The following is a 15,480-nucleotide window of genomic DNA, read 5'->3' as shown; positions in this document are numbered from 1 at the left end:
AAGGCGGAGGTGAAGAGGTGGCAACCAGCCAGAAGGAACGCGTCAACGTTGAAGGCCATGAACTGACGCTCACCAACCTGGGCAAAATCATCTACCCGGAGACTGGCACCACCAAGGCCGAAGTGCTCGAATACTACGCCGCTGTGGCCCCGTCCCTGATCCCGGCTGCCGCCAACCGGCCCGCCACCCGGAAGCGCTGGGTGCACGGAGTAGGGACCACGTCGGATCCCGGGCAGATGTTCTTCCAAAAGAACCTGGACGACTCCGCGCCGTCGTGGGTTCCGCGGGTCACCATCCAACACAGGGAACACAGTAACGTTTACCCGCTGGTAAACAACCTCGCTACGCTCACCTGGCTGGCCCAGATTGCCGCCTTGGAAATCCACGTGCCGCAATGGCAAGTGGACCCCGACGGAACCATGCTGCCGCCGGACCGCCTTGTCCTGGACCTCGACCCCGGTCCCGGCACGGGCCTTCCCGAATGCGTCGAAGTCGCCAAGTTGGCGCGCAGCATCCTGCAGGACGTGGGCCTCGATCCGGTCCCTGTGACGAGCGGCAGCAAGGGCATCCATCTCTACGCCGGGCTGGATGGCACCCGCAAGTGGGAGCAGGTCTCCGCGTTCGCGCACGAGTTGGCGCGCTCGCTCGAGGCCGACCATCCTGACCTCGTGGTCAGTGATATGAAAAAGACCCTGCGCAACGGCAAGGTGCTGGTGGACTGGAGCCAGAACAGCGGGAACAAGACCACCATCGTCCCGTACTCCCTCCGCGGTCGGGCCCACCCGATGGTGGCCGCACCGAGGACGTGGCGGGAACTCGCCTCCCCCACGCTCGAGCATCTGGACTTCACAGCCGTCATGAAGCGCGTCAAAGAGGGAAAGGACCCCTTCGCCGCGGTGGCGGCCGGCACCAGCGCCGCCGGCACCCCCACCAGCACGGCGGCGGCCACCGCAGTGAACCCGCGGCTAGCCAGTTACGTGGACAAGCGCGATCCGCAGCGGACCCCCGAACCATTTCCCGGCGTCGAACACCACCCCGGTTCGCGCCCGCTCCAAGCCGACGCGGAACCCCATCCGCCCGGCGGAATCTTCGTCATCCAGGAGCACCATGCGCGCCGTTTCCACTTGGACTTCCGGCTGGAGCACGACGGAGTCCTGGCGTCCTGGGCATTGCCGCGGGGCGTGCCGGACACTCCGGACAAGAACCATCTCGCGGTGCGGACTGAGGACCACCCGATGGAGTATGCGGAATTCGCGGGCATCATTCCGAAGGGCGAATACGGTGCCGGGACGGTCAGCATCTGGGACAGCGGCGAGTTCGAGTGCGAAAAATGGCGTGACGGCAAGGAAGTCATTGCCACCCTCACCGGCAGCCCGGGCGGCGGATTGCACGGCACCCGGCGCTTCGCGCTCATCCACACCGGGGAGTCGCCGTCCCAATGGCTGATCCACCTGATGAAGGACAAACCGGGCCATCGGGCGGTGCTGTTGCCTGACGCCCAGCGACAACCCAACGGGATCCCCAGCTACGCGCCCATGCTCGCAACATCCGGAACCACGGCCGATGTCTCCTCCGGCGACTGGCTGTTCGAGCTCAAGTGGGACGGATTCCGGGCCATCGTTTCAGGGGCTGGCGGCACGATCAGGTTGACCAGCCGTTCCGGGATCGACATGACTCCCACCTACCCCGAACTGGCGGACCCGCGCTACTGGCCTGACCACGACTTCGTGGCGGACGGCGAAATCGTCGCACTCAGCAAGAACGGCCGGCCCAGCTTCGAGCTGCTCCAGAAGCGGATGAACCTCTTCAAACCCGGCGACGTCGAACGCGCCCGGGCAGCGGTCCCCGTGCAGCTCATGGTGTTCGATCTCCTGTACGACGCCGGATCCCGCGGCAGCGCCGACCTCGCCTCCCTGCCGCTCAGCGAGCGCCGGAACAAGTTGTCGGAGTTCCATGCCAAGCTGCCGGCCCAGGGCTCCCCGATCCATATATCCGAGATCCTGGAACATGACCTCGACGACATCCTGGACAGCGCCGGCGAGCTCGGCTTGGAGGGCGTCATGGCCAAGCGCGCGGACAGCCGCTACCAGCCGGGGCGGCGCAGCAGGTCCTGGATCAAACTCAAGCTGGAACGTACGCAGGAGGTGGTGGTGGGTGGCTGGCGGCCCGGTGCCGGGGCGAGGCTCGGAACCATTGGTGCGTTATTGGTGGGGATTCCCGACGGCGACAAGCTGCGCTACGCGGGCCGGGTGGGCACTGGCTTCAAGGACTGGCAGCTGCGCGACATCCTGAAGCGCATGCAGGGGCTCGACCGCCCGGACTCCCCCTTCCATGACATCCCGGCCGAGGATGCCGCCACCGCGCACTGGGTGTCCCCCGAGCTCGTGGGAGAGGTGACATTCGGGGACTGGACCGGCACCGAGAGAATGCGCCATCCCGTCTGGCGCGGATGGCGCCCCGACAAGTCTCCCGCCGACGTCGAGCGCGCCTAGCCCAGCGCCACGCGCACGCCTCCCGCACGCCTCCCCCGCCTCCCGCACGTAGCTCAGCCCAACTGACTGGCAGCAGATGTCGTTATGAGGGCTCATAACGACATTAAGTGCGAGTCAGTTGGGCTGAGGAGGGCGAATATTCCTAAGAAGAGTGCGGCATCTGGGGACGGCTGGTGCGGTGGACCGCAGTGACCGCCGCTTGCTGGCCTACGCGGCCGTGGCTGGCGCCGCGATCCTTGGGGTGCCTGGTCTTGCCGCTACCGTCTGGCCAGGCCGTTCCTTGGGTCGAGCCCAGTGCCATCGCCACGGTTGCCGGGGCCGGCATCGGCGCCTTGTCCATGGACTCGACCAAGTGGCTGGCCACCTCGGGGTTGATCTGTTGCTCAACGTGCTTCGCAGCCATTGTTCTTCCTTTCTGCATTGAAACGAAGGGATTTTCCATACTAGGTGGGAGCGGTCCGCTTGTCTGCAGCGTTTACCAGCGGACTTTCTTCTCGGACTTGGCCAGCTTGCCACTCGCCTGAGTGGGCTTGTGTCCTTTTCCGGTGCTCTGCCAGCTATTCGCTGCCCCGCCACGGGACTTGCTGGCCAGCATCTCCTTCTGCGCGTCAGTCAGTTTCGATCTGACACCGGCAGCCGGTGCTTCGGTTTCCTGCGCTACTGATTCCTGCTCGGCGTTGGTTTCGGGTGTGTTCGGTGTCATGCAGTGGACTCCTTGAAGCTCTTGATTTGCCGGAGGAGGTATCGGGATGCGACGTCCGCTGCGAGACCCTGGGCCTAATAACAGGAACGGCGCGGAGGCGAAGCCTCAACAGGCGTGGATTTTTGTCGGATCAAACTCAGCGGCATCGGATCAACGTCAACAGCGCCGTGACCAGCATCTGCGACGAACCAGGACCCGCTGGTCTATTCAAAAATCAGTGTTCCCATGCACCCACCCTAGACACTCCGGGCCGTGTTTGTGAACCCCGGTTTTTGTCGAAGCCGTTTCACGCGTGGCCCCTACCTCCGCTCTCGGCTAGCATGGCCCGGAGAGCACCCCTCGGCATCCCGGAAGGCTCTCCATGTCAGCACCCACGTTCCAGCCTTCCCGTTCCGCCGTCACGGCCCGGCTCCGTTCGGCCGGTTGCGTCTTCGCCGAAGACGAGGCCAGGCTCCTGATCGCCGCGGCGCACGCCCCCGAGGACCTAGAGCGGTTGCTCGAACAACGCGTCTCAGGCTTGCCCCTTGAATATCTTCTGGGTTGGGCGGAGTTCTGCGGCCAGCACATTGCGGTGGACCCGGGTGTCTTCGTCCCCCGCCGCCGCACGGAGTACCTCGTGCAGGAGGCTGCCCGCCTCGTCCGGCCGGGCGCCGTCGTCGTCGATCTTTGCTGTGGTTCGGGTGCCGTGGGCGCCGCTTTGGCTGCCGCCGCCGGCGGCATCGAGCTTCATGCGGCCGACGTCGACCCCGCGGCGGTCCGCTGCGCCCGCCGCAACATCGGGCCCGCAGGCGGACAAGTGCATGAAGGCGATCTCTTTTCGGCCCTTCCGGACACTCTTCGCGGCCGGGTGGACGTCCTGGTGGCCAACGCCCCCTACGTCCCCACGGACTCGATCGGGATGATGCCGCCGGAGGCCCGGCTGCATGAACCGCGGGTGGCGCTCGACGGCGGCGCCGACGGTTTGGACGTGCAGCGCCGGATCGCGCGGGAGGCTCCGTTATGGTTGGCTCCCGGGGGCAGGCTGCTGATCGAAACGAGCGTCCGGCAAGCCCCCACGACGGCTGCCCTGTTCGGGCAAGCTGGCCTGTCCGCGAGGGTGGCCCGCTCTGAGGAATTCGACGCAACGGTGGTGCTGGGAAAACGGCAGGATATCCACCGGAAGTGATCAGCAAACTGTGCGTTTCAGGGTCCTGAACCAAACAATTTGGTAACGCACCCCCGGAGCGCGCCAAAATCCGCGTGATTCCGGGGCTGTAGGCGGCAAATGGATGTCAGACATTTGTGCCCAAAGCGGGCCGGAATAGCCCCGGAATTGGGACTCCGGCTCTCAGATTCGACGAATCTCGCGTAAAATTGAAACCCTGCCCAGAGCGGAGCAGCTGTATGTCGCAAGCAAATGATCTCCCTAGGAGAAACACAAATGCCCACAGACCGAAGCATTACCGACTCTTCAGCAGGCGCTAGGAACGCCGCTGCAACGAGTAAGACAGCACCACGCGGTGCCTCAAGATTGAAACTTCCAACGCGCCGTCGACTCAAGGTATCCGACGTCAACGTCGTTGACCAGCCCATGCTGAAAAAAGCACTTGGCGGCACGATCGTCGGTAACACCATGGAGTGGTACGACGTCGGCGTGTTCGGCTACCTCATCACCACAATGGGGCCTGTCTTCCTGCCCGAGGCCGACAAGGCCGTGCAGACCCTGTTCCTGCTGGGAACCTTCGCCGCAACCTTCGTGGCACGGCCGCTTGGCGGCGTCGTCTTCGGCTGGCTGGGTGACAAGGTGGGCCGCCAGAAGGTGCTCGCCACAACACTCCTGCTCATGGCGGCAAGCACCTTCGCCGTCGGACTCCTGCCCGGATACGCACAAATCGGCATCTGGGCAGCCGTGCTGCTTGTCATCCTGAAACTCGTCCAGGGTTTCTCGACCGGCGGCGAGTACGCCGGCGCCACGACGTTCGTGAGCGAATACGCTCCGGACAAGCGCCGCGGCTTCTTTGCGAGCTTCCTCGATATGGGCTCGTACATCGGCTTCGCCCTGGGTGCGGCCCTCGTTTCCATCCTGCAGCTCACCATCGGCCAATCGGCCATGGAGGACTGGGGCTGGCGGCTGCCGTTCCTCCTCGCGGGTCCCCTTGGCGTCATCGCCGTGTACTTCCGTAGCAAGATCGAGGAATCACCCCAGTTCCAAGCCACTTTGGATGCCCAGGAAGCCCTCGCGGCGGACGCCGCAGCGGGCGATGCCGCGGTAGCCAAGGGCCCCATCGGCATCGTGAAGGCTTACTGGCGCCAGATCATCCTCGCCATGATCCTTGCCGCCGCCGCAAACACGGTGGGCTACATGCTGACCTCCTACATGCCCACGTACCTGACCGAGTCCAAGGGCTACGACCCCGTTCACGGCACGCTGCTGACCATCCCTGTGTTGGTCGTCATGGCAGTCTGCATCCCGCTGACGGGCAAGCTCTCCGACCGGATCGGCCGCCGGCCCGTCCTGTGGATCGGTGCCATCAGTACCGTTGTATTCGCCATTCCGGCTTTCCTGCTGATCGGCATCGGCGATATCTGGTCCACCCTAGCCGGCCTGGCCCTGATCGCCTTCCCGGTCACGTTCTATGTGGCAAACCTCGCCTCTGCGCTGCCGGCACTGTTCCCGACCTCGAGCCGCTACGGGGGAATGGGCATCGCCTACAACTTCTCCGTAGCGATCTTCGGCGGCACCACGCCGTTCATTGTCGCCGCCTTGATCCAAGGCACCGGCAACGACATGATGCCCGCGTATTACCTCATGGGCACGTCCGTGGTCGGCGCTATCGCCATCTATTTCCTGCGCGAATCCGCCCAACGTCCGCTCCCGGGCTCCATGCCGAGTGTGGACACCCAGGCAGAGGCTCGCGAGCTGGTGGCCACCCAGGACACCAACCCGTTAATCGACCTGGACGAAATGCCGTTCGACGACGGCACCCTCGTAGCAGCGGAGCCGGACCGGGAGCACGTCCCGGCCTAGGCACCGGCGGACGCGGGCTGCGGGCGGCCCGCGTCGGCAGAACAAGGCTGGTTATTTGTAGCGGGATCGCCACAAATAACCAGCCTTGCCGTCGTTTAAGCCTTGCGGTCGGCTTTCTGCTCCTGCATCCGCTTTGCCTGCGCCTGGATCTTCGGCCCGTAGCCGCCGTTCAGCGCGGTGTCCCTGATGTGGGTGGCTTTCGCAACCCGGTCTCCGTCCGCCGCTTCCTTCAGCGCCTTCAGGTCCGCCTGCAACGCGGCTGGAAGCTTTGCGGCCAGCTTCGGGCGCTTGTCCAGGATGAAGGTGGCGATCTTCGCGGCGCGTTGGCCGTAGTTCGGCTTGCTGCTGTCACCGTTCACGAAGAACCGCAGGCCAACCGCCAGCGGGTGCCGCGTCAGGGCCGTTTTGGCGGCAGCGGCAGCCGTCGCAGTGGGCTGGGAGGTGGCTGCCGCCGTCGGGCTTGTGCCGCTTGGGGTAGCTGCGTTGGCGGCGATCACGCCGCCGCCAAGCAGGAGTCCTGCTGCCAGGACCCCGACGACGGCGGTGCGGGCCTTGGTGTGTTTGCGGCCCGGGGCTGGGGTACTGGAGCTCGGGGTGGTGTTCTTCATGGTCCGTGTCCTTTGTTCCGGCCGGTGGTCGATCCGCCGGCGCTCTGCACTTCACTCTGCTCCGGCCGCATGAATTGACTGTTCGGCCAATGTTCGAGGAATGTAAAACCGTCCCCGCCGGCTGACAACGACGCTCCAAGCAGTCCGTCCTTACTGTTGAATGGACGCATGGAGGACAGCCGAGGATTGGTGTTGATTGCCGAGGATGAACAGGCAATTGCCGATATCCAGCGCCTATATCTGGGGCGCGCAGGTTTCGGCGTACATGTTGAGCGGGACGGGATTTCCGCGCTGGCACAGATCAAGCGGCTCAAGCCGGTCGCGGTGATCCTCGATGTCGGGCTGCCCGGCATGGACGGGATCGAGCTCTGCAGGCAACTGCGGCAGGCGGAGGACTGGACTCCGGTGCTGTTCGTCACGGCCCGCGATGAGGAAGTGGACCGCGTCCTTGGCTTGGAATTGGGCGCGGACGACTATCTCACCAAGCCGTTTTCGCCCTCCGAACTGGTCGCCCGGGTCAAGGCGGTCCTGCGCCGGACCGAAGGCGCCCCGCGGTCCAAACCACTGGTGCTGGGCAGCGTCGAACTGGATCCGCTGAACAGGACCGCACGCGCCGGCGCCGAGGAACTCACGCTGACCGCCACCGAATTCGACCTCCTCGCGTACCTCATGGCCCAACCCGGCCGGGTCTTTTCCCGCGAGCAACTCCTGTCCGCCGTGTGGGGGCAGGCCAGTTATGCCGCCGGGCGGACAGTGGATGTGCACATCGCGCAGCTCCGCGCCAAGCTCGGCGGACACTCCCCCATCGCCACGAGCCGTGGCGTCGGCTATTCGGCCGCAGCTCCGGCAACATCCGGCCCCCGCCCCGCCGCCGGGGAAGCAACGTGAGGCGCTGGTTCGGCACACTGGCCGGGCGCACGACGGCGGTGATCGCCGCCGTCGCGACTGTCGCCGTCGTGCTTGCCGGCCTCCTGGCGGCGCAACTGGTCAACGCCACAGCGGTGGACGAAGCCAAGAAGTATCTCGCGGTCGAGGCCGATTCCCTCAGCAAGCAGTCAAGCATTGGAAGCCTGCAGGACCTGCGCGCAGACCTGCTCACGCACGGCGCGAGGCTGGCGCAAATCAGCACCGACGGCCGCGTGACAGGCGGCGGGGCAAGGCTGGTGGATGCCAAGACAGTGGCGGATGTCCTCGCCGGAAAGTCGGTCTCCACATCGGTGAACGGTCCACAGAACACCGTGGTCCTCGAGGCCCGGCCGTTGGCGGCTGGCGGTGGCGTAGTACTGGCTCAGCCTGTGTCCGAAATCCGCGCCGCCACCGCTCCCCTGCTGAGCCGCATGCTGATCGCCCTCGCGGTCTGCCTCGTGTTCGCCATTGTGGCCGGCGGCCTGTTGGCACAATGGTTGAGCCGGCCCTTGGTGCGCACGGCACATTCGGCCCATCGGCTCGCAGCCGGAGAACGATCCGTGGCCGTGACGCCCGGCGGCCCGGCCGAAGTGGTGGAGGTTTCGCAAGCGCTGGCGGCCCTCGACGCCGCGCTCCGGACCAGCGAGGGGCGCCAACGCGAGTTCCTGCTCTCCATTTCGCATGAAATCCGGACACCCCTGACCGCGCTCCGGGGCTATGCCGAGGCGCTTGCCGATGGAGTGGTGAGCGGACACGACGTGAGCGGGGTGGGGCGGACCCTCGTGGCCGAAACCAACCGCCTCGACCGCTTTGTCCGCGATCTCCTGGAATTGGCCCGGCTCGAGTCCGATGATTTCCGGGTGGAAATCCAGCCCGTGGACGCATCCTTGATCCTGCGCGAGAGTTGGCAGGCCTGGCAAGCGGTGTGCGTCCAGAACCGGGTCGCGGGACGGCTCGAACTGCCTCTTGGGCCATTGCCGGTCCGCAGCGATGGCCAACGGCTGCGCCAAGTGGTGGACGGCTTGCTGGAAAACGCGCTGCGCGTGACACCTGAAGGCTCTCCCGTGGTGCTCGCCGCATACGCTTCCGGCAGCGGGCTCACCGTGGAAGTGCGCGACGGCGGCCCTGGCCTCACGGAGGCGGATGCCGCCGTCGCGTTCGAACGCGGTGCGCTCTTTGCCAGATACAGCGGAGAACGGCCTGTTGGTAGCGGGCTGGGTTTGTCCATCGCCGCAAGGATCGTGCAGCGGATGGGTGGCCGCATCAGCGTGCGTTCTGCGCCCGAGGGCGGCGCGGCATTCGTGGTGGAGGTGCCGGGCATTCCCGCCGGCTCCCGGCAAACGTAGAATCTGCGCATGGCTGATGTTCCAGTGGGTTCGCTGCACCACGTAGAGATTTGGGTGCCTCACATCGGCCGGGCGCAGGAAGAGTGGGGCTGGCTGCTGGCCGAGATGGGCTACGAACGATTCCAGGAGTGGCCCGAAGGCTGCAGTTGGAAACTCGGGGGAACATACATCGTGATCGAACAGTCCACGGCGCTCACGGGAAGCACGCACCGCAGGACAGAGCCCGGGCTCAACCACCTCGCCTTCCATGCTGGCACCAGGGAGAACGTGGACCGGCTCCGGGAGCTCGGGGCCGACTCGGGCTGGTACGAGATGTTCGAGAGCAAATATCCCCACGCGGGCGGGGCCGACCACTACGCCGCCTATTTGGTGAATACAGACGGCTACGAGGTTGAACTGGTTGCGGGGTAGGGGACGGGCGCCTAGGCACCCGGATTCTGGAGCCGGGCCTTGAGTGTCGCCGTATCCACGCCCAGGGTATGGAGCAGGACGGCGGCCGGATCTGGTTCCTGCCGCTCCAGCAGGGCGAGCAGCAGGTGCCGCGCGCTGATCCTGCGGGCCTCCTCCCGGGTGGTCAGTACCAAGGAGTCTTGAATGACTGAGCGGGCGGCCGAGGTGAAGGTGGTTCGGCTGCTTCCCTTGGGCGCATCCAGCGGGCCGAAGTCCCCCAGCGTGATGCCCACGGCTTCCAGCGCCTGTTGGTCGAGGGCATCGAGCTGGGCGCGGGCCGACTCCAGGTCCGTCTCCAAAGTACGGCAGCTCTCGGGGTCGTGGAGCAATCCCAGCAGCAAATGGTCCGTGCCGATTCTCCGGTCTCCGCGGCGTTTGGCTTCCTCGGCGCCGGCATGGACAGCCGTCCTGGCTTCTCCGGCAAATCGTTCAAACATGGCAGGCTCACTTTCCGTATTTGGCGTGGACCGACTGCTTGGAGACGCCCAAAGCATCACCGATTTGCTCCCAGGACCAGCCCTGCTGCCGCGCAAGGCCCACGTTGGTGGCCTCGACTTTTTCGGCCAAGCGATGCAGGGCACCGACCGCGCGGAGGCCGATTGCGGGATCCGTCGCAGGGATGTGGGAAGTCAGCTCATCACCGTTCATGCTGTCAGTTTGAACTGACAGCATGCGCGTGTCAATACAGACTGACGGAATTCCCCTGAGTGAGGATTGATCTGACGCGCCGCCGCATGGCGATCCTCGGCCAACGGCTGAGGCCCACCAAGCCCTCGCATTCCAGGATGCCCCGGAGTCCGTCCTCCAACATCTCCGGATCCAGTTCCTCGAAACCCAGCCTGCGATAGTAGGGCGCATTCCACGGAACATCGCGGAAAGTGGTCAGGGTCAGCCATTCCAAGCCCTCGGCGTGTGCCCACTTTTCGGCGACGTCCAGCAGCTCGCTCCCGAGGCCTTGCCGCGCGTGCGATGGGTGGACGCTCAACTGCTCCACGTGGGCATTTCCGTCGAGGCGTTCAAGCAGGAGATAGGCCACGGGCACGTCTGACGCGTCGGAAAACACCAAAACACCGCCGCGCGCCTGGTAGAGAGCTAGCTCGGTGACGGTCAACGGCTCGTCGTCTGCGATGGCGTCCATTCCGCAGGAACGGAAGATCTCCCCGGCCGCGAATTCGATCCCGCGAAGCCGTTCCAGTTCGTCCGCTCGGGCCGTCCTGATCATGCGGCGGCACCGTTGCGGGCAAGGTATTCGTTGCGCCGTTCGATGAGGTTACGCAGATATCGCCCCAGGAAAGCTTTCTCCGCAAGCCGGCCCACGACGCCGAAGGGCGCCGCGAACTCGACGCGATCGATCATGAGCGTGCCGCCGTCGTCGTCGGGAAGGAACTCGTGCACGTGCCGGAAGAACCGGAAGGGACCCCGCACTTGCTCGTCCGTAAACGAATCAGGGAAGCGAAACCGGGTGATGCGGCTGCTCATTCGCAGGGGTACAGCGAAATGCCAGGCCTGCCAGGTGACCTCGTCGCCTTCCGACAGCAGCCCGGACACGACGCCGGCCACTGCGCGCTCCCGGGACGTGGCCATCGAGCCAACGTGGGCGTCGACGTTGCGGGCAAGGTCGAAGAGTTCCCCGGGTTCCATTCCGATATGCGTATGGCATGTGAACGACACAGTCATGGTTCGATCCTGCCACTGTTTCGAAACACCCGTCGACCCAACTGACCCGCAGTAGTTGTCGTTATGCGGGCTCAAAACGACATTAACTGCGAGTCAGTTGGGCCGGTGGGGGTTAGTTCGACGGGAAGTTGTACGACGCTCCCGAGGCGTGGGTCGACTCAGGCCAGCGGGACGTGATGACCTTGCCTCGGGTGTAGAAGGAGACGCCTTCGGGACCGTAGATGTGCTTGTCTCCAAAGAGGGAGGCCTTCCAGCCGCCGAAGGAGTAGTAGGCAACAGGAACCGGCAAGGGCACGTTGATGCCGATCATGCCGACGTCCACGGAACGCTGGAACTTGCGGGCGCTGGCGCCGGAGGACGTGAAGATCGCCGTGCCGTTGCCGTAGGGATTGGCATTGATCAGCTTGATGCCTTCGTCGAGGTCCTCGACCCGGAGGACGACCAGGACCGGGCCGAAGATTTCTTCCGTGTAGGCGCTCATTTCGGTCTTGACGTGGTCGATCACGGTGGGGCCGACCCAGAAGCCCTCTTCGTGGCCGGGGACCACGAGGTCGCGGCCGTCCACGACCATCGCGGCGCCGGCCTGCTCCGCCTCGGTCACCGTCTTGACGATGAACTCCCGGGACGCGGGACTGATGACAGGACCCATGTCGGCGTCGGCTTCGGTGCCGTTCTTGACCTTGACGTCGAGGGCGCGTTCTTCGACCTTCTTCACCAGCAGATCGGCGGCATCGCCGACGGCGACCGCAACCGAGATTGCCATGCAACGCTGCCCGGCGGAACCGAAGGCCGCTGCGGCCAGATGGTCGGCAGCGTTGTCCAGGTCGGCGTCGGGCATGATGATCGCGTGGTTCTTCGCCCCGCCCAAGGCCTGGACCCGCTTGCCGTGGGCCGTTGCCACTTCAAGGATGTGCTTCGCAACAGGGGTGGAGCCCACGAAGGAAATGGCGTCCACGTCCGGGTGCGTCAGGAGCCCGGAGATGACATCGCGGTCACCGTGCAGGACCTGGAACACCCCGTCGGGCAGGCCGGCGTCCTTCCACAGCTTTGCCAACAGCATCGCGGCCGAGGGCACGCGGTGGGAAGGCTTGAGGATGAACGCGTTGCCGGTGGCGATCGCCATGGGAGCCATCCACAGCGGCACCATCACCGGGAAATTGAACGGGGTAATGCCCGCCACCACGCCGACGGGCTCCCGGAACGAGAACACGTCGATGCCGGTGGAGACCTGGTCCGAGTACTCGCCCTTGAGCAACTGCGGGATGCCGCAGGCGAACTCGATGACCTCCAGGCCGCGGCCGATCTCGCCCTTGGCGTCGTTGAGGACCTTGCCGTGTTCGGCGGTGATCAGGGCCGCGAGTTCGTCCACATGCGCGGCGACAAGCTCACGGAATTTGAACAGCACGGCAGTGCGCTTGGCCAGCGAAATGTCGCCCCAGCTCGCAGCGGCCTCCTTTGCGGCGGCGACGGTGGCGTCGAGATCAGCCAGGTCGGCCAGGCGAAGCTGGGCAGTCACGGCACCCGTGGCCGGGTTGTAGACGGGCTTGGTGCCCGTTCCGCTACCGGCAGCTTCGGCTCCGCTGATGAAGTGGTTGATGATGGTCATTACTGCTCCTGTAGTAGGTGGTGCTCCACGGCATGTACGTCATTGACATCCCGTGGCAAGCCGGTGGCAAGTGATTCCTGGAGCGCCAGGCGCACAGCCAGGTTCTGTTCGGTCAATTCCCTCTGGACGAGTTCGGGTCCGGAGTTGCGCACCCACGCGCTGAACCGTTCGATTTCGGTCTTGAACGGGTCTTCCCCGATGTCGACAGACTCAGTCCGGCCGTCGCGGAAGGACACCGTAACGCGGGCAATTTCGCCCGGATCCGGGTCGAAGGCCTTGTCCAGGGTGATCTGGCCTTTCGTACCGATGATCTGGAACGTGTTGGTGCGCGGGCCCTCGAAACCGCAGTCGAGCGTTCCCAGGACGTCCCCATAGTCCAGGATCGCGGCCATAGTGGTTTCCACCGCGTCCGTGCGGCTTGTGCCTTTGCCGAAGACGGTTTGCGGCGCGCGGCCCATGACCATGTTCATGATGTCGACGGCGTAGCATCCGACGTCGTTGAGTGCACCTCCGTCCATTCCCGGCTGGAGGCGGACCTCGCCTTCGCTTCGGTCCATGACGAAGTGGAAGCGGGCATGCATGGACACCAAGTCGCCGATCTTGCCCGAGTCGATGAACTCACGGACCTTCTGGTGCTGGGGGTGGAAGCGGTACATGAACGCTTCCATCAGGTTCACGCCGTTGCGTTCGCAGGCTTCGAGCACCCGGCGATAGTCGTGGGTGTTGGCGACGAGCGGCTTCTCGCAGAGGATGTCCTTTCCAGCCTCCGCGGCCGCAACAATCCAGTCGGCGTGCAGCGAATTGGGGAAGGGCAGGTAGACGGCTTCGATGCTTGGATCGGCCAGCAATTCCTCGTGGGAAGAATAGGCGGCCGGGATGCCGAAGCGCTCTGCGACTTCGGCTGCTTTTCCGTTCGGGCTGCTGATGGCCGATGCCACCGCGTTCCGGGCCCGGCTCATGGCGGGCAGGAACCTGCCTTGGGCGATCCGCGCCGTGGTCAGCACTCCCCAGCGGACCGCGCTCATCGGTTGATTTCCGTTTCGAGTTGACGCAGGAAGGCCACTGACTGGCGGACATCCTGGACCGGGCCGTCGCCGGTAGGTTCGGCTTCGAGGATGGTGTCCTGTTCCATGGTGAACCAGCCCTCGTACCCGGCGCCCAGCAGGTCGCGGACGATACCGGCGATGCCGACGTCGCCTTGGCCCAGCGGCACGTACATGCCTGCCTTGACGCCGTCCGTATAGGAGATCTCGCCGGCCTGGACCCGCTGCGCGACGGCCTTGCGCACGTCCTTCAGGTGGGTATGGCCGATTCGTGAGGCGTAGTCGCGAACCAGAAGGGCGGGGTCGGTTCCGCCGATGAGCAGGTGGCCGGTGTCCAGGCACAGGTTTGCGGCGGTGTCGTTGAGGACCCGGTTCACGTCCGAGGTGCTTTCGATCATGGTTCCCACGTGCGGGTGGACCACTGCCTGGATGCCCTTGTCCGCGGCTGCCTTGACCACGGCGTCAAGGTTCCTGCCGAACAGTTCCCAGCCTTCGGCGTCGAGCTCGTGGCGCTGGTCGTAACCTGCAACGCCGGTCTCCGCGGCGAGGACCATGACACTAGCCCCGGCGGCTTCGTATGCGTCCAGCTCGGCCGCTATGACGTCCAAGGGGTTCTTGGACGGGTCGTGCAGGATGACGGGGAAGAAGCCGCCGATGGCCTGGAGGTTGTGCCGCTTCAGCACTTCCGCGCGTTGGGCGGCCTGTTCGGGGAGAAACCCGGCGGGGCCGAACTCGGTGGCGCTGATGCCCAGCGCGGTCATTTCGGACAGGACCCGCTCCGCCTCGAGCTGGTGGCCCCATCCGGGGACTTCACAGACGCCCCAGGAAATGGGTGCTGCGGCAAGGCGCTTGGTGATGGTACTCAATCTGATCCTCCATATACGTTCTGGTCCCAGTCGATGACCGAACCTGTGACAACACCGCTCCGGTCGGAGAGGAGAAAGACAATGAATTCGGCGATCTCGTCCACTTGTCCGAGCTTTCCCATGGGGACGGATGCGTTGGCTTTCTCCAGCCAGTCGTCCCCTGCGCCGTGGAATTTCTTCTGGGTTTCGGCTTCGCCGTCCGTGGCGGTCCAGCCGATGTCGAGCCCGTTGATGCGGATCTTGTCCCAACGGTGGGCATGTGCCGCGTTGCGGGTTGCTCCGGCCAGGCCGGCCTTGGCGGCCACATACGGCGCCAAGTACGGCTGCCCGCCGAGTTCGGCGATGGAGATCACGTTCACGATGCTTCCTGGCACACCCCTGCTACAAAGATGCTTGATGGTTTCGGCCATGATGAAGAACGGCGATTTCAGGTTCACCGCGATGTGCGCGTCGAAAAGTTCGGGCGTCGTGTCCAGCATGGTGCCGCGGGTGGTCAGGCCGGCCGCATTGACCGCACAGTCGAGTTGGCCGAAGGCGTTGATCGTCTCGAGCACCGAGTTCCGGGCCTGTTCGACGTCGGTAAGATCGGTCTTGATGAACCGGGTTTCGACGCCGGATGCCGTGATTTCCGCGGCGAGCCGCTCACCCGAGTCCGCGTTCCGGCCTGTGACGGCGATCCCGGCTGCACCCTCGGCCGCCGCGCGTCTCGCGACTCCGGCGCCCAAACCCTGCGTGCCCCCGCTGATCAGGATGACTTTGTCCTGGAGAAGTGGCAT

At 65.1% G+C, this 15,480-nt stretch carries 17 protein-coding genes; 6 read left to right on the top strand and 11 right to left on the bottom strand.

Translation table 11 applies throughout. From position 1 onward, the window contains the following. Nucleotides 1-17 precede the first annotated feature (17 nt). Nucleotides 18-2,492 (top strand): ATP-dependent DNA ligase, encoded by a 2,475-nt coding sequence (locus LFT47_RS01095; protein ID WP_236814292.1) that lies wholly within the window; start codon nt 18-20, stop codon nt 2,490-2,492. A gap of 142 nt (nt 2,493-2,634) precedes the next feature. Here the strand turns inward: LFT47_RS01095 and LFT47_RS01090 are convergent, their stop codons facing one another. Beyond that, entirely contained in the window at nt 2,635-2,895 is a 261-nt protein-coding gene (locus LFT47_RS01090; protein ID WP_236814291.1) for a hypothetical protein, read from the bottom strand. 72 nt (nt 2,896-2,967) lie between these two features. Continuing rightward, on the bottom strand, nt 2,968-3,195 hold the full coding sequence (locus LFT47_RS01085; protein ID WP_236814289.1) for a hypothetical protein: 228 nt from the start codon (nt 3,193-3,195) through the stop codon (nt 2,968-2,970). A gap of 361 nt (nt 3,196-3,556) precedes the next feature. Here LFT47_RS01085 and LFT47_RS01080 point away from each other — a divergent pair, with 361 nt between their 5' ends. Both LFT47_RS01080 and LFT47_RS01075 read left to right on the top strand, forming a co-directional pair. Continuing rightward, nucleotides 3,557-4,360, top strand: a complete 804-nt coding sequence (locus LFT47_RS01080) for a putative protein N(5)-glutamine methyltransferase (RefSeq protein ID WP_236814287.1) — start codon at nt 3,557-3,559, stop codon at nt 4,358-4,360. Nucleotides 4,361-4,615: 255 nt separating this feature from the next. Next, nucleotides 4,616-6,202, top strand: a complete 1,587-nt coding sequence (locus LFT47_RS01075) for an MFS transporter (protein WP_236814285.1) — start codon at nt 4,616-4,618, stop codon at nt 6,200-6,202. A 95-nt stretch (nt 6,203-6,297) separates the two neighbouring features. Here the strand turns inward: LFT47_RS01075 and LFT47_RS01070 are convergent, their stop codons facing one another. Continuing rightward, the gene (locus LFT47_RS01070; protein ID WP_236814283.1) at nt 6,298-6,810 is read right to left on the bottom strand and encodes a hypothetical protein; all 513 of its coding nucleotides are present in this window, start codon (nt 6,808-6,810) and stop codon (nt 6,298-6,300) included. A gap of 168 nt (nt 6,811-6,978) precedes the next feature. On the opposite strand from LFT47_RS01070, the gene LFT47_RS01065 reads away from it, so the two are divergent. The 3 genes from LFT47_RS01065 to LFT47_RS01055 are packed head-to-tail and all read left to right on the top strand — an operon-like array spanning nt 6,979 to nt 9,473. Beyond that, nucleotides 6,979-7,698 carry a response regulator transcription factor gene (locus LFT47_RS01065; protein WP_236814281.1) on the top strand — a complete coding sequence of 240 codons (720 nt, stop codon included), beginning with the start codon at nt 6,979-6,981 and terminating at the stop codon, nt 7,696-7,698. Continuing rightward, a complete protein-coding gene (locus tag LFT47_RS01060; protein ID WP_236814280.1) occupies nt 7,695-9,062 on the top strand; it encodes a sensor histidine kinase in 1,368 nt (455 codons plus the stop codon). The genes LFT47_RS01065 and LFT47_RS01060 overlap by 4 nt, the downstream gene beginning before the upstream one ends. A gap of 9 nt (nt 9,063-9,071) precedes the next feature. Further along, on the top strand, nt 9,072-9,473 hold the full coding sequence (locus tag LFT47_RS01055; protein ID WP_236814278.1) for a VOC family protein: 402 nt from the start codon (nt 9,072-9,074) through the stop codon (nt 9,471-9,473). An 11-nt stretch (nt 9,474-9,484) separates the two neighbouring features. Here LFT47_RS01055 and LFT47_RS01050 read toward each other — a convergent pair whose 3' ends face one another. The 8 genes from LFT47_RS01050 to LFT47_RS01015 all read right to left on the bottom strand — a co-directional run bounded on the left by LFT47_RS01050 (nt 9,485) and on the right by LFT47_RS01015 (nt 15,480). After that, on the bottom strand, nt 9,485-9,949 hold the full coding sequence (locus LFT47_RS01050) for a Clp protease N-terminal domain-containing protein (RefSeq protein WP_236814276.1): 465 nt from the start codon (nt 9,947-9,949) through the stop codon (nt 9,485-9,487). A gap of 7 nt (nt 9,950-9,956) precedes the next feature. Beyond that, entirely contained in the window at nt 9,957-10,160 is a 204-nt protein-coding gene (locus LFT47_RS01045; protein WP_236814274.1) for a hypothetical protein, read from the bottom strand. A 31-nt stretch (nt 10,161-10,191) separates the two neighbouring features. Beyond that, on the bottom strand, nt 10,192-10,734 hold the full coding sequence (locus LFT47_RS01040) for a GNAT family N-acetyltransferase (protein WP_236814273.1): 543 nt from the start codon (nt 10,732-10,734) through the stop codon (nt 10,192-10,194). Continuing rightward, a complete protein-coding gene (locus tag LFT47_RS01035; protein ID WP_236814270.1) occupies nt 10,731-11,189 on the bottom strand; it encodes an SRPBCC family protein in 459 nt (152 codons plus the stop codon). The genes LFT47_RS01040 and LFT47_RS01035 overlap by 4 nt, the downstream gene beginning before the upstream one ends. Nucleotides 11,190-11,301: 112 nt before the next feature. Then, nucleotides 11,302-12,795, bottom strand: coding sequence for a CoA-acylating methylmalonate-semialdehyde dehydrogenase (locus LFT47_RS01030; RefSeq protein ID WP_236814268.1), 1,494 nt, complete (start codon nt 12,793-12,795; stop codon nt 11,302-11,304). Next, entirely contained in the window at nt 12,795-13,820 is a 1,026-nt protein-coding gene (locus tag LFT47_RS01025; protein ID WP_236814266.1) for a Gfo/Idh/MocA family protein, read from the bottom strand. Before LFT47_RS01025 ends, LFT47_RS01030 begins: the two co-directional genes overlap by 1 nt. After that, complete coding sequence (locus LFT47_RS01020; protein ID WP_236814264.1) at nt 13,817-14,704, bottom strand: sugar phosphate isomerase/epimerase family protein; 888 nt, start codon at nt 14,702-14,704, stop codon at nt 13,817-13,819. The genes LFT47_RS01025 and LFT47_RS01020 overlap by 4 nt, the downstream gene beginning before the upstream one ends. Further along, complete coding sequence (locus tag LFT47_RS01015) at nt 14,701-15,480, bottom strand: SDR family oxidoreductase (RefSeq protein ID WP_236814262.1); 780 nt, start codon at nt 15,478-15,480, stop codon at nt 14,701-14,703. Before LFT47_RS01015 ends, LFT47_RS01020 begins: the two co-directional genes overlap by 4 nt.

Source organism: Arthrobacter sp. FW306-2-2C-D06B (assembly GCF_021789175.1).
In the GTDB taxonomy this organism is placed as follows: Bacteria; Actinomycetota; Actinomycetes; order Actinomycetales; family Micrococcaceae; genus Arthrobacter.
Note: the sequence above shows the minus strand (reverse complement) of the source record. Positions and strands in the feature narration are given on the sequence as shown.